The sequence below is a fragment of the Pseudanabaena yagii GIHE-NHR1 genome (assembly GCF_012863495.1).
In the GTDB taxonomy this organism is placed as follows: domain Bacteria; phylum Cyanobacteriota; class Cyanobacteriia; order Pseudanabaenales; family Pseudanabaenaceae; genus Pseudanabaena; species Pseudanabaena yagii.
Genome location: NZ_JAAVJL010000002.1, coordinates 333,474 through 354,413, shown reverse-complemented (window position 1 = coordinate 354,413; position 20,940 = coordinate 333,474). Strand labels below are relative to the sequence as shown.

Genomic DNA, 20,940 nt, shown 5'->3' with positions numbered 1-20,940 from the left:
CAAATTTTTATGCTGTAAGAGAAACAGTGCTTTGCACTGTTTCTCTTAACATTTAGCTAGCTAGTGATGCATAAATTGCCTGATTGAAAATCACCCGTCCAGGAGTAGTTTTGACATACTGTGAAATCAAGCCACCTTCAGCGTCCTCACGAATACGACGGAATGGGAATTCTTTGACTTTAGTACCATCTTCTAAGGTTGTGACCTTTGGGTCTTCGGTGTCTTTTTCCTCACCTTGACCTTCAATAATGCCGTCAAAGCGCACCCATACACTGGAGTGAATATCAATTTCACCCTGCTCGTAAGCCATCACCACATCATTGAAATTAGCAAAATAACGACCTGTTCCCTTTTGCTTATAGGGGTTTTCCGTAGTGAGGTAATAACAACCCAAAACCATATCTTGGCTAGGTGTGACGATAGGACGACCCGTTGCAGGCGAGAGAATGTTGTTAGAAGCCAACATCAACAGACGGGCTTCTGCCTGAGCTTCAATGGATAGGGGGACGTGAACCGCCATTTGGTCACCGTCAAAGTCGGCGTTAAAGGCAGGACATACAAGGGGATGCAGTTGAATCGCCCGACCACTGACTAGCAATGGTTCAAAAGCTTGAATGCCCAAACGGTGAAGCGTCGGAGCGCGGTTCAGCATTACAGGGTGTTCACGAATTACATCTTCGAGTACATCCCAAACGGCTGGATCATTACGTTGAATTAGCTTTTTCGCAGCCTTGATATTATTCACCAAGCCCGTTTTGATCAAGCGATGAATTACAAAGGGTTGGAATAGCTCGATCGCCATTTCCTTGGGCAGACCACATTGGTGAATCTTCAGGTTAGGACCAACGACGATTACCGAACGTCCCGAATAGTCAACCCGTTTACCGAGCAAGTTTTGACGGAAACGACCTTGCTTACCTTCGATAATGTCAGAGAGAGATTTGAGGGGACGATTATTTGCGCCAACCACAGTCCGACCACGACGACCGTTATCGATCAAGGCATCTACCGCTTCTTGCAACATCCGCTTTTCATTACGGACAATAATTTCAGGAGCGAGAATTTCCTGCAAACGCGCCAGACGATTATTACGGTTGATCACGCGACGGTAAAGATCATTCAAGTCGCTAGTCGCAAAACGTCCACCGTCCAACTGCACCATTGGGCGCAAGTCAGGCGGAATTACAGGAATGACATCGAGTACCATCCAGTCAGGCTTTGAGCCAGTTGCCACAAAGTTGTCAACCACGCGCAAGCGCTTAATTAACTTGGCGCGTTTTTGCCCTTTGGAATTTTCAATATCAGTACGAAGTCGCTCAGCTTCTTTTTCAAGATTGATGTTTTGCAATAATTGCTTAATTGCTTCAGCACCAATACCAACTTCAATGCCATCTAAAACAGGATCTTCAGCATAGATTTGATCTTCAAGATCGATCCATTGATCTTCAGTCAATAGCTGCTTGTAAGAAAGATTGTAGGCACTAGCGATCGCTTCACCCGCTTCAACCACTTGATTCTCATGAACCGTTGGTACATGCTTCGGATGCAATAAGTGAGCGCGTTCTACGCCATCAATGCCCCGAATGCGAATTTCACGGCTATTGACGGATACAACAACTCCATCTACCTCAGTTTCAATCCCAGGATTGAGGACAACGTAGGCGTTAAAGTAAACAATTTGTTCCACATCGCGCAAAGGCATATCCAGCAGGGTTGCCATATAGCTAGGAATACCCTTGAGATACCATACATGGGTAACTGAAGCGGCTAGCTTAATGAAGCCCATGCGGTGACGGCGTACTCGCGACTCCGTAACTTCTACACCACAGCGCTCGCAAACAATACCACGATGGCGCACCCGTTTATATTTGCCACAATGACATTCCCAGTCCTTCGCAGGACCAAAAATGCGCTCACAGAATAAGCCATCCATTTCTGGCTTGAGTGTGCGGTAGTTAATTGTTTCAGGTTTTGTGACTTCACCAACCAAACTGCCATTTGGTAGAACACGTTCGCCCCATTTACGAATGCGATCGGGTGATGCCAAGCCAATCTTGACATAGTCAAATCGCTGTTCCACTTTCGCCATACGTTACAACGTCCTTAATTAATTGCGTATTTATATTCTTAATTGGGTATTGGTAATTGGGGATTGGTAATTGGGAATTGATTAGTTCACCCATTACCAATTACCGATTACCAATCACCCATTAATAATCACTAAAACTCAAACCTAATCATCGTCCTCATCAAAGTTAATGTCGCCTCGATAGATTGACTCGTAGGTTGGGCGACTAGGGGTGCGGCGAGAGCCAACATCCACCATTAGATCAACTTCGGTATCTTGGTTACTGCCATCTTCTGATAGCTTATGAACTGACACATCTAAGCAGAGAGACTGAAGTTCGCGTACCAATACCTTGAATGATTCAGGTGTACCAGGACGAGGAATTGCATGACCCTTAACGATCGCATTGAGGGCTTCGTTACGTCCTGTCATATCGTCAGACTTGACCGTGAGCAATTCTTGGAGAATATAGGCAGCACCGAAGGCTTCCAACGCCCATACTTCCATTTCTCCAAAACGCTGACCACCCTGTTGAGCTTTACCACCAAGAGGCTGCTGCGTAACCAGAGAGTAAGGACCAGTAGAACGGGCATGGATCTTGTCATCAACAAGGTGAACCAGTTTCAGCATATATGCCTTACCAACGGTCACAGGCTGATCGAAGGGTTCGCCAGTGCGTCCATCATAGACTGTCAATTTACCTGGGAATTCATCATTAAATACCCAATCCTTGCCAGTGTGATTACGAGCGTGTTCTAGCTGACCATGTACCAACTCACGCGATGCTTCTTCGCCATACATTTCATCAAAAGGTACGATCTTAAAGCGAGCGTTCAAGTTTTCCGCAGCCCAACCGAGCAAGCATTCAAACACCTGTCCGACGTTCATCCGTGAAGGTACACCCAGAGGGTTCAACACGATGTCGAGGGGAGTGCCATCGGGCAAGAAAGGCATATCTTCCTTGGGTAAAATTCGAGAAATAATGCCCTTATTACCGTGACGACCTGCCATCTTGTCGCCGACTTGAATCTTGCGCTTTTGAGCAACATAAACACGGACGACCATGTTTGCCCCAGGGGGCAACTCATCGCCTTGTTCGCGAGTAAATACGCGCACATCAACAACGCGACCCTTTTCACCGTTAGGTACGCGCAAGGAGTTATCTCTCACATCACGTGCCTTTTCACCAAAGATAGCTCTTAATAGTTTTTCTTCAGGAGGCTGATCGGATTCACCCTTAGGTGTCACCTTGCCAACGAGGATTTCTCCAGAACTTACCCAAGCACCGATGCGGATAATGCCCTGTTCATCAAGGTTACGCAGAGAATCTTCACCAACGTTAGGAATTTCGCGAGTGATTTCTTCAGGCCCTAATTTAGTTTGACGCGCTTCAATTTCGTATTTTTCAACATGAATTGAGGTGTAAACATCATCAATTACGAGACGCTCATTGATTAGGATCGCGTCTTCGTAGTTGTAGCCTTCCCAAGGCATATAGGCAACGAGAATATTCTGTCCGAGAGCAATTTCGCCGCCTTCCGTTGCGGAGCCATCAGCAAGCACTTGCCCAGCGACAACGCTATCACCAACCCAAACCAGAGGACGCTGATTTAAGCAAGTGTCTTGGTTCGATCGCTGATACTTTTGCAGACGGTAGATGCTCTCGATACCCGTATCATCGGCTCTGACGCGAATTTCATCAGCAGAAACGTAGGACACTTCACCTGTAACTCGTGAGACAATCACCATCCCTGAGTCACGGGCTGCCTGTGCTTCCAGACCAGTACCAACTAGGGGACGTTCAGGACGCAAGAGAGGAACTGCTTGACGTTGCATGTTCGATCCCATCAGGGCGCGGTTAGCATCATCATGTTCAAGGAAAGGAATTAGTGATGTTGCTACTGAAATAATCTGTACGGGAGAAACTGCTACATAGTCGATTTCTTCAGGAGATGCCGTCCCCCATTCCTGACGGTAACGAATTGGCACAATTTCGTTAAAAATGTAGCCTTCTTCATTGGTAGCTACGTCACCAGGAGCAACACGGAATTCATCTTCCTCGTCGGCTGTCATGTAGATCGGCTCTTGGTTTTTCAGTACCTTGCCGTTCTCGACTGCATAGTAAGGAGTCTCAATGAAACCGTACTGGTTAACACGGGCATGGGTTGCCAAGGAACCAATTAGACCTGCGTTAGGGCCTTCAGGAGTTTCGATGGGGCAGATGCGACCATAGTGGCTAGGGTGAATATCCCGTACCGCAAAGCCTGCGCGTTCACGAGTCAGACCGCCAGGACCAAGGGCGCTGAGACGACGCTTATGGGTAAGCTCAGCAAGAGGATTGGTTTGATCCATAAACTGAGACAGTTGGCTGGAACCAAAGAATTCCTTGATTGCGGCAACTAGGGGCTTAGGGTTGACCAATGATGCAGGCGTAAGGGCATCAACATCAGAAACGGTCATCCGTTCACGGATAATTCTTTCAAGACGGTTTAAGCCCACACGGACTTGGTTTTGTAGCAATTCACCAACGGAACGTACACGACGGTTGCCTAAGTGGTCAATGTCGTCAATTTCGCCGATATCAAACTTGAGGTTAATCAAGTAGTTAATTGCGGTGAGAATGTCCTTCTCTGTTAATACCCGCACGGTGTCAGGGGTATTAAGACGTAGTTTCTTGTTGAGCTTGTAACGTCCAACTTTGCCGAGGTCATAGCGCTTAGGATCGAAGAAGCGCGATCGCAATAGTTCACGACCACCAGACTCTGTAGGTGGCTCACCTGGACGTAGTTTCCGATAAAGCTCTTTAAGGGCTTCGTCTTCGTCAAACTGACCTTCTTTATCAATGGTCTTTTGGAAATACTCTCGATGAGTGAGGGCATCCAAAATTTCGGAATCACTTAAGCCGATCGCTTTAAGCAATACCTGTGCCGATAGTTTACGAGTTTTGTCGATACGCACCCAGACAAGATCATTCTTATCAGTTTCAAACTTCAGCCATGCGCCTCGGTTGGGAATGAGGCTGGCGTTGTAGGTACGGCGACCGTTTTTGTCGATTTCTTGTTTGTAATAAACCCCAGGACTACGGACGATCTGATTGACGATGACTCGCTCAGCGCCGTTAATAATAAAGGTTCCACGATCTGTCATCAGGGGCAGATCGCCAATAAAAACTTCTTGCTCTTTTATTTCTCCTGTTTCTTTATTAATAAGCCTCGTGGGAACGTACATCTGTACGGCATAGGTGGCATCCCGACGTTTGGACTCATCAACACTATATTTTGGACGCTTGAGTTTATAATCTTTGGCAATAAAATGGAGTTCCATTTTGCCCGTATAATCTGTAATCGGTGAGAAACTCTCAAGCTCTTCAATAAGTCCTTCTTCTAGGAACCATCGAAAACTCTCCCGCTGGATTTCTACAAGATCTGGTAGAACGAAGGCAGGAGTAACAAGAGTAGGCTTATTCATGCACTAATGACTGCAGTTTTAGTGGGCGGAGTATATATCTGATTTTGGGTCAAGACATAAGCACATTATCCTAGCTTGGTTGCGATCCAATTGTCAAGCCATGATATTTGATTACAGCAATTCTTGATCATGAAATTTTTGCTTTGCTCTGGTGGCAGGCAGTTATTGAGACTCATTTCAATAGCGATTCTTGAAAAACCTATGTCTTGGTTGATAGTTTGACGGTTTGGGCAAAGCAAAAGTGATAATGAGAATTGCTGGTTGCCCTCGTTTTGGCTTACATTGTAATTTGATTGCTGCTTTTGATGCTGCTATTTATATAACTTTGAAGTGTCTCTTCCTAGTTCTAAAACTTGCTCTCCATAGGCTTAATTTCATTTCTGCAAGCGGTCTAATATTTAACCAAAACGATATCCCTTACCATATACTGTGTTGATCAAAGAGATCTGCCGATCACGATCAATTTTGCGGCGTAGTAACTTTATTTGGGCGGCGAGGGCATTACTAGTGGGCAAATCTTCGCCTTCTTTCCAGATATATTGTGAAATCTGCTCATGACTTAGCAACTGATTGGGATGGAGCAGGAAATATTCTAAAAGTTGATATTCTCTTTCGGTTAAAGCGATCGCCACCTGATCGCGATAGACCAATTGATTTTCGCGATCAAGTTCTAAATCCCCATAGCTTAATTTAGTAATTTCATTTGTAGTTTCACTGGTTGCTGCGATAGCAGTTGGGGCGCGGCGCAATAAGGCTCGGACTCTAGCTAATAATTCTCGCAATTCAAAGGGCTTTACCAAATAGTCATCGGCTCCGCTATCTAAACCAGTCACGCGATCATCAAGGGTATCCTTGGCGGTGAGCATCAGAACTGGCGTGCTATCCCCTTTTTGGCGCAAATCTCTACATATTTCAATACCTGATTTTTCTGGCATCATCCAGTCTAAAATCAGCAGATCGTATTCGCCAACCTGTGCCAATTCCCAACCGCGATCGCCACTATTAGCACTATCCACCACATAGCCCTGATTAGTCAAAACCCTCTGCAAAGGTTCCGCCAATTCTTCCTCATCATCCACCAATAAGATCCGCATAGGTTTCTTTTAAAATAAAGTCCTGCCTTTGGCAGGACTTTATTTTATATCTAAGCTTCGTAGGCTTCTATGGGTAGGCAAGAGCAAACGAAATTGCGATCGCCAAAGGCATTATCAATGCGTCCCACGCTTGCCCAGAACTTATGTTCCTTCAGCCAAGGGGCAGGATAGGCAGCTTGATGGCGACTATAGGTATGTGACCAGTCATTGGCTAGTAAACTTTCGGCAGTATGCGGTGCATTTTTAAGAGGATTATCTAGCTTGTCGAGATCACCAGAAGCGATCGCATTTACCTCTTGCTTAATGGCGATCATCGCATCACAGAAGCGATCGAGTTCCGCTTTAGATTCACTTTCCGTAGGTTCGATCATCATCGTTCCTGCCACTGGCCAAGAAACCGTCGGCGCATGGAAGCCATAGTCCATCAACCGTTTGGCAATATCATCCACCTCGATTCCTGCAATATTCTTGCAATCATGGAGGTCAATAATACATTCATGGGCAACTAAACCATTTTTGCCTGTATAGAGAATCGGATAGTGGGGCGCAAGGCGTTGAGCCATATAGTTGGCATTGAGAATCGCCACTTCGGTCGCCAGTTTTAAGCCTTTTGCACCCATCAAAGCGATATATACCCATGAAATTGTGAGAATACTCGCACTACCCCAAGGAGCCGCCGCGATCGTATTGGGTTCTGCCATTTCTTCCAAAGGATGCTTTGGTAAAAATGGAACTAACTGCGAAGCCACACAAATGGGGCCCATTCCGGGACCACCACCACCATGAGGAATGCAGAAAGTCTTGTGCAGATTCAAATGGCACACATCCGCACCGATATCTCCCGGACGACAGAGACCGACTTGAGCATTCATATTCGCGCCATCCATATATACCTGTCCACCGTAATAATGAACGATATGGCAAATATCCTTAATCGATTCCTCAAATACGCCATGAGTGGAAGGATAAGTCACCATCAGGGCTGCGAGTTCATGCTGATGTTTCTCTGCTTTTGCCTTGAGGTCATCGACATCAATATTGCCGTCGCGATCGCAATTGACAGTCACAACCTTCATTCCTGCCATGACTGCACTCGCAGGATTAGTCCCATGTGCCGAAGTCGGAATTAGGCAAATATGGCGATTGAGTTGTCCACAATGTTGATGGTAGGCACGAATTGTGAGTAAACCTGCATACTCACCCTGAGATCCAGCGTTAGGTTGAAGTGACACACCCGCAAAGCCTGTGATTTCCTCAAGCCAAGTTTCCAATTGTTGAAATAGAATCTGATAGCCTTGGGTTTGCTCCAATGGCACGAAGGGATGAATATTGCCAAATTCTGCCCATGTCACAGGAAGCATCTCCGAAGTCGCATTGAGCTTCATCGTACAGGAACCCAGGGGAATCATCGATGTAGTCAGCGATAAATCCTTCGATTGCAGACGATAGATATATCGCAGTAGTTCTGATTCGGAATGGTAGGAATTGAATGTGGGATGAGTGAGGTAGGAGGAAGTACGAACTAGGGGATTGGGAATTGGGGATTGGGAATTGGGGATTGGGAATTGGGGATTGGTTATTTTTTTGTTGGCAAAAATTTCGATGAGGTCGGCTAAATCTTGTTTAGAGACGGTTTCATCGAGACTGATGGCGATCGCATTGTCTGCTAAATACCGTAAATTAATTTGTTTAGCGGCGGCGCTAGCTTTAATCTCATCGCTAGAGATTCCCTTTAGCTCAATGCGAATTGTATCGAAGAAAGCTTGATGTGTAACTGTGTGACCGAGATCGGCGATCTCTTGGGCAAGACATACAGCTAAAAGATTGACACGCTTCGCAATCCGTTTTAATCCCTCTGCACCGTGATAAACTGCATACATACTAGCCATGATTGCCAGCAATACTTGCGCCGTACAAATATTGCTAGTTGCCTTATCACGGCGGATATGTTGCTCGCGGGTTTGCAAGGCTAGGCGCAGTGCAGGACGACCATGCACATCCTTAGAAACTCCTACTAAGCGTCCGGGCATTTGTCTCTTGTAGGCTTCCTTAGTTGCCATGTAAGCAGCGTGAGGACCTCCATAACCAAAGGGAACGCCAAATCTCTGAGCGCTACCGATCGCAATATCCGCCCCCAATTCCGCAGGAGATTTAATCAATGTGAGCGCTAATAAATCAGCAGCAATAATCGCTAAACCGCCTTGAGTATGGATTTGTGAAATAACCTCTGTGTAGTCATAGATTGCGCCATCACTAGCAGGATATTGAAATAAAGCTCCAAAGTAATTCTTGTCAAATTCAAATTCGTCATGCTTGGCAATCACTACTTCAATCCCCAAGGGAATTGCACGGGTTTTGACGACTGCGATCGTCTGTGGATGGCAATCACTGGATACAAAGAACCTGTTCCCCTTGTTCTTAGCAATTCCCGCCGCCATTGTCATCGCTTCCGCCGCCGCCGTTCCTTCATCTAAAAGCGAAGCATTGGCAATTTCTAAACCCGTCAAGTCGATAATCATGGTTTGGAAATTGAGCAAAGCTTCCAAGCGACCTTGAGCAATCTCCGCTTGGTAAGGCGTATATTGCGTATACCACCCCGGATTTTCCAAAATATTGCGTTGAATAATCGGTGGCGTGATGCAGTTGTAATAGCCAGTACCGATATACGATCGCCAAACTTGATTTTTCGATGCGATCGCCTTCAATTCTTGTAACAGTTCATATTCCCCGCGTGCTTCCCCTAGTTGTGATGGTTGCTTGATTCTGATCGCCGCAGGCACGGTCTTATCAATCATTTCATCAAGGGAGTCACAACCGATCGCCGTGAGCATCTGCTGAATTTCTGTGGATGTTGCGCCAATATGACGACGAACAAAGCTATCAGTGGGTGCAAGTGCATCATTAATGAGGCAATCTGCTAGATAGTCATTATGCTTAGCATTGCTTGAAAAGGCTGGAACCCTCAATTCTTTGGTTTCTGTGGTTTCTGCGATCGAAGAATCTTGGGTTGTCACGGTAAGCGAAGGTTCCAACATAGATTTTGTAACTTGTGTAGATATTTCTATGCTATTACAAAAATATTACAAAGTGTTAAGCATCTCTATTTTTTAGAGATGCTTAACATTAAGCTTGCCCCTCAAGTTACTCACATCTAGTACCTTGCACATTTAATTGACAGTTCCTGAGTGAATCCTTTAATTCTGTTAACGAGGTTTTGAAGGGTAACTTTTTTGGCATAAATCCAGCGATCATCGAGCTTTCCTAAATCGCGACTCAGATTTAAGTAATTATCTTGAAACCGCATATACCCACCATATTTACAAAATGATCGAGATGGAATACTTTCGATTTGAGAGAACTCCATCTCAAGTTTCCTCGCTTGAACTGTCAGAAGTTTTATCTTATTATTCTGCTCGTTCTGATCAACGTAGAGAACTATAGTTAACGAAACAAGCAGAATAGTTGAAATCAAGATAAATTTTTTCATGGCTTAAGATGAATCAACTAAACATTGTCTAGATCCCCCTTTTTAAGGGGGAGAATTTCCTTCTTCCTCCTTTTTAAGGGGGATTGAGGGGGATCTCTTAGAGGTTTTGACCGCAGAAAGTAATTCTTAAATGATTTCTTAGAGCTACTATATAAAAAATTCCTAACTCACTACAACTCGATGGAACCAATTCGTATCTCTTATTTCTCTGATGTACTTTGTATTTGGGCATATATCGCCCAAATTCGTATTGATGAACTAGAAGCTAATTTTACAGACAAGATTTCTATCGACTATCACTTTATTTCCATATTTGGGAATGCCCGTGAAAAGCTGGAAAATCGCTGGCGAGATAAGGGTGGTTTACAGGGCTATAGCAATCATGTGAAGGAGGTTGTGAAAAAGTTTGATCATATCCATCTACATCCCGAAATCTGGACAGCCGTAACGCCTGCTTCTTCAACATCTTGTCACTTATTTCTCCATGCGATTCAACTTCTCGAACTTAAGGGCATCATTCCGCAATCTGATCGCATTTTTGAAAGGGCTATTAGAGCATTTCGCGAGGCATTTTTTACTAAGCTAGAGGATATTAGCGATCGCAAGGTACAGTTTGCGATCGCCAAACAACTAGGACTAAAAAAGAAAATGATTCAAGCGCAAATCGATAGTGGTGAAGCGTATGCGTTACTATCTAAAGATTTTGATTTGGTGAAGGAGCATACGATTAATGTCAGTCCGACGTTAATTTTTAATGAGGGCAGACAAAGGCTAAATGGGAATGTCGGCTATCGGGTGATTGAGGCAAATATTCGCGAGTTGTTACACAATCCTCCTGATGAGCAGTCTTGGTGTTAGGCGATCGCTAAACCATCCTACATTTATGCTCTTTTACCCTTTCTTCAAAAATTGTGGAGTCGCATATTCCTTAATTCCTGCTAAGCGAATCGCGTTGCAACCTAGTTTAAAGGCAAATTCATAAGGTTCTCCTGCTCCGATCGCGGCATAAAATCTAACGGCAAACTCAATAGCTGCCCGATCGCCAATAGCTTGATTCATGCCAATTACATATTTGATGTTTTGGCGGATTGCTTCGGCTTGGGTTTCGCTGTAGCAGGCATTGAGGACAACGCATTCAATGCGATCGCTAAATAGATCGAAGAGTTCGGCTAAGTCTTCTCCTTCAATTAATTTGAATTTTCCATCGATGTCTTCAAATACTAATCCATCTTCATTGGCTCCATGCCCAGAGAAATGAATGATTTGGGGTTTGAAGTCTAGCATGGCTTGCTGGATATCTCTAGGACGAACAGCCACAGCAGTTTTGATGGGTTCTGTGCCATAACCTGCGAGACGCAAGCGTTCTTTGATGTCGCGTTCTTCTTGTTGCAGTCTCAAAGAGACGGAGTTTTGAGGATTGGCGGCAAGCATGAGGATCGTTTTCATGGGTTTAGATTCACTTTTTACCGTGCTGCTTTGTGATGTTTCAGGGTCTACATTTGGATTGAGGGTATTGTTTTGTATCCCAGTATTTTTCCCTTGGGTTTTCAGATTGCCAGCTATTACCTGTCCTGTTGGTGCGTAGAAATTATTATAGGTATCTCCTCGTCTTTCAGCTTTCTCATCTCGCGATCGCCTTTCTTCAATACTACTAATGCCATCAAGTAATTCACGGATGTTGTAAGCTCGATCGCTACCTTCAGGGAAATAATTTATCTCGCCTCTCGATTCTAACTTGAGCAGATGTTTGTAACTGATACTGACCTTGGGATTATCTGGTAAGGGAACGCGCTCATCGACTTCTAGTGCCGAGATGCTGTGATGGATCGATTCAAAATTGTTGCGAATGGCGGCGAGGGAGGATCGGCGCGTGTTGGGATTGCCATCAATGCGGATAAAGATTTTCGCATCGGCGAGATCGGCTTTGATGTAGGCGCGATTGCCTTCGGGGAAAGCGAGAATTACGCCAGTGCGCCAGTAGGTGCGTTTAGAGATGCAGTGATGCATTTTGACGATGAAGCGGGAAATGACACTGCTAAACAGGATTTTGTAGTGATATTCAAGGTTGAGAGTATTTTCCCATATACCTGTGTCGGGTTCTTCTTCGTCAAGGAGTTCGGGAATTAGATAAATGGGATTTTGAGAATTGGAATCGAGTGGGAAACACAGCTCGAATTTTTGCATCATATCGAGAATGAATTGCCGATCGCGGTTTTCTTGATAACAATTGCGATCGCCTTTATTTTTGGGTGTGAGGATGCGGGTGAGGTCTTGCCAGTTCAGCATTCCCTTATGTTTGGTGATCAGCAGATTGTCATTGAGAATACGATATACGCCGCCTGTGACCCATTCGGGATTGAGAACGCTGGTGTCTTGGAGTCTGGTATCGTCGGCGAAGTTGAGAACGATGCCTAGTAGGTGCAGGAGTCGAATCAGGTCGCGGCGTTCTTGGCGATCGCTAATTTCTTGATCGTTGCAAATACATTCGTATTCGGCATAGCTGATATGGTCGCGGTTGTCCTGTTCGATTTGTTCTTTGAGGCGAAACCATTGCTGGGGTAGTTCATTAAACACATGATCCATTGCGGCGATTTGTTGGGCGATCGCCTTGCGAAGATCGTCAATGCCTAGCCCTGTTTTGCAGGAGGTTTCAAAAAAGCCTTGAATGTTGGGATATTTCTCTTGCAAGTGGCGGCGGTTGAGTTTGAGGGGATGTTCGTCGCTTTTGTTGGCAATAATCAGGACGGGGGCATCTTTGCCGAAGCTCTCAATAATTTTTAGCCAATATTCGACATCGTTGTTGCCTTCGTCTTTGCGGGCATTGAGTACTAAGAGATAGAGGCTGCGCTCGGTCAAAAAGAACTGATGGGTGGCGTGCATGATTTCCTGTCCACCAAAGTCCCAAACTCTGAGCTTGACTGTTTCTTCACGGGCGGATATTTGCCAATGTCTGATATCAATGCCTTCGGTTTTGGTTTCATCAGGTTTGAAGTCGCGATCGATCAATTGTCGCACCAGTGAGGTTTTGCCGACTGCGCCATGTCCGATTAAGATTACTTTTGCTTCATTCAGAGGCTTCCGTTCGCTCTGTTTCCATTTTTGCCAATAATTAATAATTGTGGCAGGGTTTTCATAGTCATTGAGAATTTCGGGTGGGATTGGTAAGGGGTTGGAACTGAGGTCAAGCTGAGTGAGATTGGCTAAGTTGCTGATCGCATCTGGTATCTGCGTAATTTGGTTGGAACTGAGGTAAAGCTGAGTGAGATTGGCTAAGTTGCTGATCGCATCTGGTATCTGCGTAATTTGGTTGGAACTGAGGTAAAGCTGAGTGAGATTGGCTAAGTTGCTGATCGCATCTGGTATCTGCGTAATTTGGTTGGAACGGAGGTCAAGCTGAGTGAGATTGGCTAAGTTGCTGATCGCATCTGGTATCTGCGTAATTTGGTTGGAACGGAGGTCAAGCTGAGTGAGATTGGCTAAGTTGCTGATCGCATCTGGTATCTGCGTAATTTGGTTGGAACTGAGGTAAAGCTGAGTGAGATTGGCTAAGTTGCTGATCGCATCTGGTATCTGCGTAATTTGGTTGGAACTGAGGTAAAGCTGAGTGAGATTGGCTAAGTTGCTGATCGCATCTGGTATCTGCGTAATTTGGTTGGAACTGAGGTAAAGCTGAGTGAGATTGGCTAAGTTGCTGATCGCATCTGGTATCTGCGTAATTTGGTTGGAACTGAGGTAAAGCTGAGTGAGATTGGCTAAGTTGCTGATCGCATCTGGTATCTGCGTAATTTGGTTGTAACGGAGGTCAAGCTGAGTGAGATTGGCTAAGTTGCTGATCGCATCTGGTATCTGCGTAATTTGGTTGTAACGGAGGTCAAGCTGAGTGAGATTGGCTAAGTTGCTGATCGCATCTGGTATCTGCGTAATTTGGTTGGAACGGAGGTAAAGCTGAGTGAGATTGGCTAAGTTGCTGATTGCATCTGGTATCTGCGTAATTTGGTTGGAACTGAGGTAAAGCTGAGTGAGATTGGCTAAGTTGCTGATCGCATCTGGTATCTGCGTAATTTGGTTGGAACTGAGGTAAAGCTGAGTGAGATTGGCTAAGTTGCTGATCGCATCTGGTATCTGCGTAATTTGGTTGGAACTGAGGTAAAGCTGAGTGAGATTGGCTAAGTTGCTGATCGCATCTGGTATCTGCGTAATTTGGTTGTCACTGAGGTAAAGCTGAGTGAGATTGGCTAAGTTGCTGATCGCATCGGGAATTTCAGTTAGCTCTACTCGAATTAAAACAAGCTCTTCTAAACGTAGTATTTGTGTTACTACATCGGGAATGCGCTCTAAAGGATTGCCACTAATGTCCAACTTTCGCAAATTAGGCAAATTCAATAGTTCAATGGGAAGTGTTTTAAATTTGTTGCCAGAAACTTGTTGCAGAACGCGATCTCCTACAAGTTCAAGCCCTTCAATCTTCTTTCCTAAAATTAAGCTCTCCAGTTTTGACAACTTCCCAATTTCCGCAGGCAACTCAAACAGGTCATTCCCCGACAGATCCAGTTCCGTCCAGCCCTCACGTTCTGCTTGTGCGATTATTGCCAATAACTCTGCATCAGTCATAAATTCAAGGAAAAATTAAAAAGGAAAAAAGAAAAAGATTTGATTTTGATGTTATTGACTAAATTTATAGTGGTTATTGCTCAAAAATGCAAAAGGGTTATAAATACTCGATTTTCCCCTTCATTTCATCAGCTAACGCAACCTCATAAAGCAAGATCAGCAGTCGGATAATCTGACCTGTAGATCTTGCCTCTTTACGACAATAAGTAATTCCATAATGCTCACAGCCACGATGCGCCAAAACTAACAAATCATCATCATGGGTAAGCAGAACCCTCTTCTCAGCATTCGCAAATACCAAATGCTCCATATCACTTTTGCCAATCAAACCTACTTCGCGTGGAATAGTTACATCAATCCCTGCACGTCTTAATCCTTGAGCGATCGCAAAGCTGACGTTTTCATCAAGATGGTAACGAATTCGTTCTGACATTCTTTAACACCTTGATTTTTTCTTGCAAAAGAGAAGGATAAATCGGACGTAGCGAATCTGCAAATGTCTCTGAAGCTTGAATGCTCTCATCGATCGCCACTTTGTTATCATAATAAAATGACATCGCCGCATACACTTCCGACAAAGTGAGATCGTACTCCGCCGCCACCTCTTCAAGCGATTGTCCTAATCGTAAATAAGCGATCGCCACATCTGCAACCGTAATACGTCTACCAGCAATGCGCGGCTTACCTCCACGAATATCAGGCGTAATCTCAATATAGCGATCGAGTGTAACTTTCATTATTTTTTATCTTGACTTTGTAATATTTTACAAGCTTTTTTATTGTGCCAACACCAAAGCAACCTCAACCTCCTCAGACCGCCAAGCCGCATAGGACAACGCCGCCATAATATCCTCTTTCTCTAAATAAGGATAAGCATTTAAAATTTCTTCAACCGAATGTCCAACCGCCAATAGTCCAACCAATGTACCCACAGTTACCCGCATTCCACGAATGCAAGGCTTACCACCCATCACTTGAGAATCAAAGGTAATTCGTGATAAATGTTTCATAGTTTAGCAGGCTCTGAAAGCGTATTAGTATACTTTATCCAACTGCAAAATCCGTAAACTGGCGCATATAACTTGAATGAAAACCATTAACAATATTCTGTTTAGGAATTCCCATCTCCGCAAGCCTAAGAGAAATATCAAATTCCGTTCCATTATGTTGCACCCAGATCTTGCCATCCTTGATATCTAAATGTACTACACAGCCGTAGATACGACGATGATTGCGCCAACCAACATGGACTAATTGATAATGGTCGCGTTCTAAAAAATTAACTGCGACTCAACCTCACCATTTGCCGAACTATAACTTGCCAATTCTGTCAGCAAATCTTGAATCTTTTGGCGATACTCATCTAGTTTTGCCATTTTATAATCTCCTGCTGCTCTGGCATATAAACTACTAGTTTTAGCTGATACTGTTCAATTGTAGTTTGTACAAAAGGTAATTGAAAAAAAGAATCATAAGCACTTAATGGAATAGCCAAATACAGTGTGTATTCTGGATACTGTCCCTGCATTAATAGACGATAGTTGAGATTTAGTATCAATCAAATATTGAATTCTTATAGAATGATACTTTCTCTAATACCGTCATTCTCTGAATTCTCCTGCATACTTAATCTAGCCATATTTTTTAGATAGGTGATCGTCTATACTGTCAAGCTGAAACCAAAGCGACCTCTACATCATCAGACCGACGAGCCACATAGGACAACACCGCCATAATATCCTCCATTTGTAGATTTTTGAGTTTGTGGAAGTGCGCCCCGAAAAGATGCACTTCCACAAGCCATCTAGGATTGCTATAGCGATAATTCCAATAACCTACTTATAAGCCATTACTAATTAGGATAAAAGCTGACCAGAAATAGGGGTGAGAGAAATCCTTAGAGCGAATAGTTGCTAATTGTGCTTGGCGCAGCGATTCAGAACGGGACTGACCACTTTGCTTGATATGTTGATAAAACTCCTGCATTAAGGATTGTGTACCCTCATCACTCACCTGCCAGAGAGAAGCGATCGCAGCTTTTGCGCCCGCCCTTTGCACCTGATAGCCAAAGCCCAAAATTTCAATACCATTGCCGAGAGCACCCACACCTGTTTGACAGGCACTGAGGACGATTAACTCAACATTTGACATTGGTAAATCTTTGATTTCATTGAGCAAGAGGCGATCGCCATTACCAAAGATGAGAAATGAATTTTCGGGCTTCCCAGCATTGAACTCAGCATGGGTAGCGAAGTGAACAACATTTCTCGTTTGCATTTGGGCTTCGGTGGCTTTGCGACTAAAGTCATTGGCGACCAACTGCACGGTGTCAGGCAAGGTGGAGGAAATTGCTTGTACTTCCGTAACCGTAGCAGGTAGCCCTACCTGTCCAAACTTGGTGCTATTGGGAGCACCACCGAAAGCACCTGCCAAAGTTCGCAAAGGCTTAGGTGGTTTGGGCGTAAAATCACTAAGGCTATAGGCAATCAGATTATTGACACTATACTTCTCTACCAGCCATTTTTGACCATCATAAAGCGCTGTAATAGGAACATAGCGCAGTTGTCCGTCAGGGGCATAGAGAATTGTATTAGTTTGGGCAAGATCCGCTTCAATTGGTTTGATCAGAATGTTGTAGAGTTTCGTAGCAGGTTCAATCACATCTAGTGAGGTAGCATCGCGCAGTCCCACTTTAAAATCCTGCACTAATTCAGATATTTCGGATTCTTTAATTGCAATAGAGCGATGAATTGGCAGCTTATTCGGGATGAATAGAATTAGTTCTAAGCGATTAGCTAAAATGAGCGGATAAAGTAGCGCATGACCTTGAGGGAGCTTTTGCAAATAGTCGGGAACACGATTTAACTCTGTTGGGGGAATACGACCTAATTCTTGAACGATTCGCTGATTGCCATCAATTAATGGTTGCAGAGAGATGAGAGGCTGTGAAGAGATCGCTTTAATTTGTGATGCTTCTTCAGGAAAAACATAAATACCCTGAGCGGTTCTCTCATTGCCTTTAACATTTTGCAAATAGTCTTGTAGCTCTTGGACTTTAAGTAGATCAAGAACCTGCAATCCTTCCATAACTCGCCCTTGTTTCAATAGGAGATCAGCTAAAGCGCGATAATTAGCTGCCACTGTGCGTTGATAGGACTTTTGCTGATCAATGGTCAGTACCCGCAGTTCTTTGCGAATCGCTTCCGTCACATTTACCGATTGTTTGTAAAAGGCGATCGCTAGTTCGGGATATTGCCTTTGTATTAAAGCCCCAATATTGCCCAGTAGTTTACTCTCTTGGTTGCGATTGCCGACTTCACGGGCAAAGAGCAAAGCTGCCTGAAATGATACAAATGCCTTGTCAACACGATTCGATAGGGCATAGCTTAAGCCGAGTTGATAAAGAGCGTCAGCCGCCCCAGAGCGATCGCCAATTTCACGATAGATATCTAAAGCCTGTTGATTGAATATGATTGTCTTATCGATTTGCTTGAGTTCAAAGTATAAACCACTAGCTTGTAAAAGCATGGCAGCTTCTGATTTGCGATCGCCTGATTGTTTAAAAAACTCCAATAGACTCAGAACAGACTTTAATTGTGTTTGGGGATTCGTGGATTTTAATGAATTGTTATTGGCAAGTCCCACCAAAGACTCTGCCATCTGTCGCAGTTGGGGAGAGTTTTTCGTTAATTCAGGTAACTCTTTTAAAATATCGCTAATTTTTTCGCGATCTTCTAATTGCAAATATACCTGTGCCAGATAAAGAGATGCGACCACTTTACCCTGCCGATCTCCTAGGGATTGATACAGAGCTTGTGCTTCCTTTAAAGTCGTGATGGCTTTGGGATATTCGCTAAAGGAAGTATAGAGACTACCTTGCCCAATCAAAATTCCCGCAAGAGTTTGGCGATCGCTAGGTTTGACATTAGCAACCTTAGTCAGATCTTCATAAATTGCTCTTGCCTGTTCGTAGGTTGTCAAAGCTTCACGATTCAGACCTTGGGCAAGACGCACATCAGCAATATTCTTGAGAATCATGCCTTGTCCAGCGCGATCGCCTAGCTCCTGATATATCTTTTGAGATTGCACATAGAACTCGATCGCTTGAGGATATGTACCTAGATTCCGATATGCCGTGGCAACAGCGCTCAAAATCTCGGCTTCACGGGGGCGATCTCCTACTTGTCGGACAAGTTCTAAAGCTTGGAGATTAAGTTGAGCAACCTGTTTATATTCCAACGACAAGCTCAAAATATTACCTTCTAGATTTAAGGCGTTGGCTTGCCCTAAAGGGCTGCCCAAGGCTTGATAGGCACTTCCACTCTGGCGAGCCAAGGCTAAGGCTTTCTCCTTTTGTCCTAACAAGCTATAGATAGAAGCTAAGTAAAAGAGAATTTGTCCTTCCGATGCCCGATTCTTTTCGGCGATGCTGATTTTGAGTCCATTCTCAAAATATTCAACTGAGCGAGGAAATTCATACTTCTTAACATAGATAATACCAATACTCGCAAGGGTCTTACCCTCTCGATAGCGATCGCCTACTTCTTGGCGAATTTTTAAGGATTCCTCCAGCAATGGCAAAGACTTCGCATATTGTTCCAAATTGATATAGGCTCGCCCCAATTGATATTTTGTTTCCCCTTCTGCTTTGCGATAAAGCTGTTTGTCATTATTACTTAAATTAGAAGCAGGAGCTTGGAGGAGCATCAATGCTTTCTGTAAACTAGCGATCGCGGCGGTTTCCTGTCTTAAGCTCACCTGTGTCATCCCAATCCCCGTAAGAGCAATCGCCTCCCCTAAGCGATCGCCCTGTTGTCGATAGATATTGAGAACCTGTTGATATTGCTGCAAAGATTCCTGAAACTTGCCCTGATCGAATAGTTTTTCTGCTTTTTGAAGGAGCAAATCCGTTGACGTAGCACTTGGCTTAGCATTGTCAGTATTGGTTTCTGCCGCTACAAGCTGATGATTGCTATTGCCTAATGTTGGTAACGCATGAACAGGATTTAAACCTAGATCCCCTAAAAGTAGACCCATCCCCAAGATAGTCACGGATAGGCGATCGCCAATAGATTTCCCTTGCATAGATCCTATAGATATTTTCTGGAGCATAAATTTCTAAATCAGACTTTATACATTAGTAGTGTGAAGCCATTACATCCTGCTAAATGACCCATTATGTTGTCGGTCTAAAGTGCGGCTTTGTTTCCCTGACTTCGGCGGAGAAACCAAACCTCTATACCGCGCTTGCTTAAAAAGCGCTGTATACCAATCCTAAATGGGTTGTGAAAGCACGTCCGAGGTGCGCTTCCACGCCCCCCAAAAGCCTCAAATGATTTAGGACTACTATATAATCTAAATTTAACAAACATTGCGATAGGAGAATACAGCCAAAAGTTATGGAAATATCGGATATTTCTGAAGTTATTGAAGAGCATAATGATGATCACGAAGAATCGGGAGATCATGACAAATCCCCCAAGTCTAACGATCCCCATAAAGAGCAAAAACCAAAAAAGAGTCAACTCAATAACTATGTAGCGATTACTGTAGTTGTGTTTGTCACTTTCATGGGTATATGTAAAGTCAAAAGTGACAACGTAGTGCAGGCTATGCAAAAGGCTCAAGCCGATCGCATTGACACATGGTCTTTTTATCAAGCGCGCAATGTCCGAGCTGAGATCGCCAAATCCACCGTTGCTCAGTTGAAATTACAGGCTGAAGCACAGCAACAACCCAAAATCCGTGCTGACTACGCAAAAGAAATTACTCGGTACGAAGCGATCGCGGCTAAACAGGAAAAAGAAAAGGATGGACTAGAACAACAGGCTAAAGAGGCGGAAAAGCAATATGAACAGCTAAATGTTCATGATGACCAGTTTGACCTGTCTGAGGCTGCCTTTGCCCTTTCGATCGCCATGCTAGCAATGACCTCGCTTACCCAAAAGAATTGGCTCTACGGTGCTGCCATGGTTCCTGCTGCCTTTGGGTTGTTTATGGGACTAGCAGGTTTGCTTAACTGGGATTATCATCCAGATGCGATGACCAAGCTTTTGTCAAATAATGCAATTCACCAACCCCATAAGCAGGCTTCCAAACTTAATAACGACATTTCCTATCGTCTACATTAATCCTAAAATTCTAAGTAGCATAGGACTTACGCATCGGTTAGATGAGGCGCGGGCAAAGCCCGCGCCTCATCTAACCAAAAC

At 44.2% G+C, this 20,940-nt stretch carries 12 protein-coding genes and 1 pseudogene; 2 read left to right on the top strand and 11 right to left on the bottom strand.

The window, feature by feature from the left end; all coding sequences use genetic code 11:
* Window positions 1-52 precede the first annotated feature (52 nt).
* From rpoC1 to gcvP, 4 genes are all read right to left on the bottom strand, one after another.
* Window positions 53-2,089 (bottom strand): DNA-directed RNA polymerase subunit gamma, encoded by a 2,037-nt coding sequence (gene rpoC1, locus HC246_RS18465; protein ID WP_169364916.1) that lies wholly within the window; start codon window positions 2,087-2,089, stop codon window positions 53-55.
* Window positions 2,090-2,233: 144 nt separating this feature from the next.
* Window positions 2,234-5,536, bottom strand: coding sequence for a DNA-directed RNA polymerase subunit beta (gene rpoB, locus HC246_RS18460; RefSeq protein ID WP_169364915.1), 3,303 nt, complete (start codon window positions 5,534-5,536; stop codon window positions 2,234-2,236).
* A gap of 398 nt (window positions 5,537-5,934) precedes the next feature.
* The gene (gene rppA / locus HC246_RS18455) at window positions 5,935-6,630 is read right to left on the bottom strand and encodes a two-component system response regulator RppA (protein WP_169364914.1); all 696 of its coding nucleotides are present in this window, start codon (window positions 6,628-6,630) and stop codon (window positions 5,935-5,937) included.
* A gap of 50 nt (window positions 6,631-6,680) precedes the next feature.
* Window positions 6,681-9,665, bottom strand: coding sequence for an aminomethyl-transferring glycine dehydrogenase (gcvP, locus tag HC246_RS18450; protein ID WP_169364913.1), 2,985 nt, complete (start codon window positions 9,663-9,665; stop codon window positions 6,681-6,683).
* A gap of 632 nt (window positions 9,666-10,297) precedes the next feature.
* Here gcvP and HC246_RS18445 point away from each other — a divergent pair.
* Window positions 10,298-10,975, top strand: a complete 678-nt coding sequence (locus HC246_RS18445; protein WP_169364912.1) for a DsbA family oxidoreductase — start codon at window positions 10,298-10,300, stop codon at window positions 10,973-10,975.
* A gap of 33 nt (window positions 10,976-11,008) precedes the next feature.
* Here HC246_RS18445 and HC246_RS18440 read toward each other — a convergent pair whose 3' ends face one another.
* The 7 genes and pseudogenes from HC246_RS18440 to HC246_RS18410 all read right to left on the bottom strand — a co-directional run bounded on the left by HC246_RS18440 (window position 11,009) and on the right by HC246_RS18410 (window position 19,813).
* The gene (locus tag HC246_RS18440; RefSeq protein ID WP_169364911.1) at window positions 11,009-14,728 is read right to left on the bottom strand and encodes a leucine-rich repeat domain-containing protein; all 3,720 of its coding nucleotides are present in this window, start codon (window positions 14,726-14,728) and stop codon (window positions 11,009-11,011) included.
* A gap of 97 nt (window positions 14,729-14,825) precedes the next feature.
* Window positions 14,826-15,161 (bottom strand): DUF5615 family PIN-like protein, encoded by a 336-nt coding sequence (locus HC246_RS18435; protein WP_169364910.1) that lies wholly within the window; start codon window positions 15,159-15,161, stop codon window positions 14,826-14,828.
* Window positions 15,133-15,465 carry a DUF433 domain-containing protein gene (locus tag HC246_RS18430; RefSeq protein WP_169364909.1) on the bottom strand — a complete coding sequence of 111 codons (333 nt, stop codon included), beginning with the start codon at window positions 15,463-15,465 and terminating at the stop codon, window positions 15,133-15,135. Before HC246_RS18430 ends, HC246_RS18435 begins: the two co-directional genes overlap by 29 nt.
* A 39-nt stretch (window positions 15,466-15,504) precedes the next feature.
* Window positions 15,505-15,738, bottom strand: coding sequence for a DUF433 domain-containing protein (locus tag HC246_RS18425; RefSeq protein WP_169364908.1), 234 nt, complete (start codon window positions 15,736-15,738; stop codon window positions 15,505-15,507).
* A gap of 34 nt (window positions 15,739-15,772) precedes the next feature.
* Window positions 15,773-16,104: pseudogene (locus tag HC246_RS27020) on the bottom strand (element excision factor XisI family protein).
* Window positions 16,092-16,286: an element excision factor XisH family protein gene (locus HC246_RS18415; RefSeq protein ID WP_225903047.1), complete on the bottom strand. Its 195-nt coding sequence runs from the start codon at window positions 16,284-16,286 to the stop codon at window positions 16,092-16,094. The pseudogene HC246_RS27020 and the gene HC246_RS18415 overlap by 13 nt, the downstream one beginning before the upstream one ends.
* Before the next feature lie 281 nt (window positions 16,287-16,567).
* Window positions 16,568-19,813 carry a CHAT domain-containing protein gene (locus HC246_RS18410; protein WP_169364906.1) on the bottom strand — a complete coding sequence of 1,082 codons (3,246 nt, stop codon included), beginning with the start codon at window positions 19,811-19,813 and terminating at the stop codon, window positions 16,568-16,570.
* Between the two features lie 314 nt (window positions 19,814-20,127).
* Here HC246_RS18410 and HC246_RS18405 point away from each other — a divergent pair, with 314 nt between their 5' ends.
* Window positions 20,128-20,859 carry a DUF4337 domain-containing protein gene (locus HC246_RS18405; RefSeq protein WP_169364905.1) on the top strand — a complete coding sequence of 244 codons (732 nt, stop codon included), beginning with the start codon at window positions 20,128-20,130 and terminating at the stop codon, window positions 20,857-20,859.
* Window positions 20,860-20,940 lie beyond the last annotated feature (81 nt).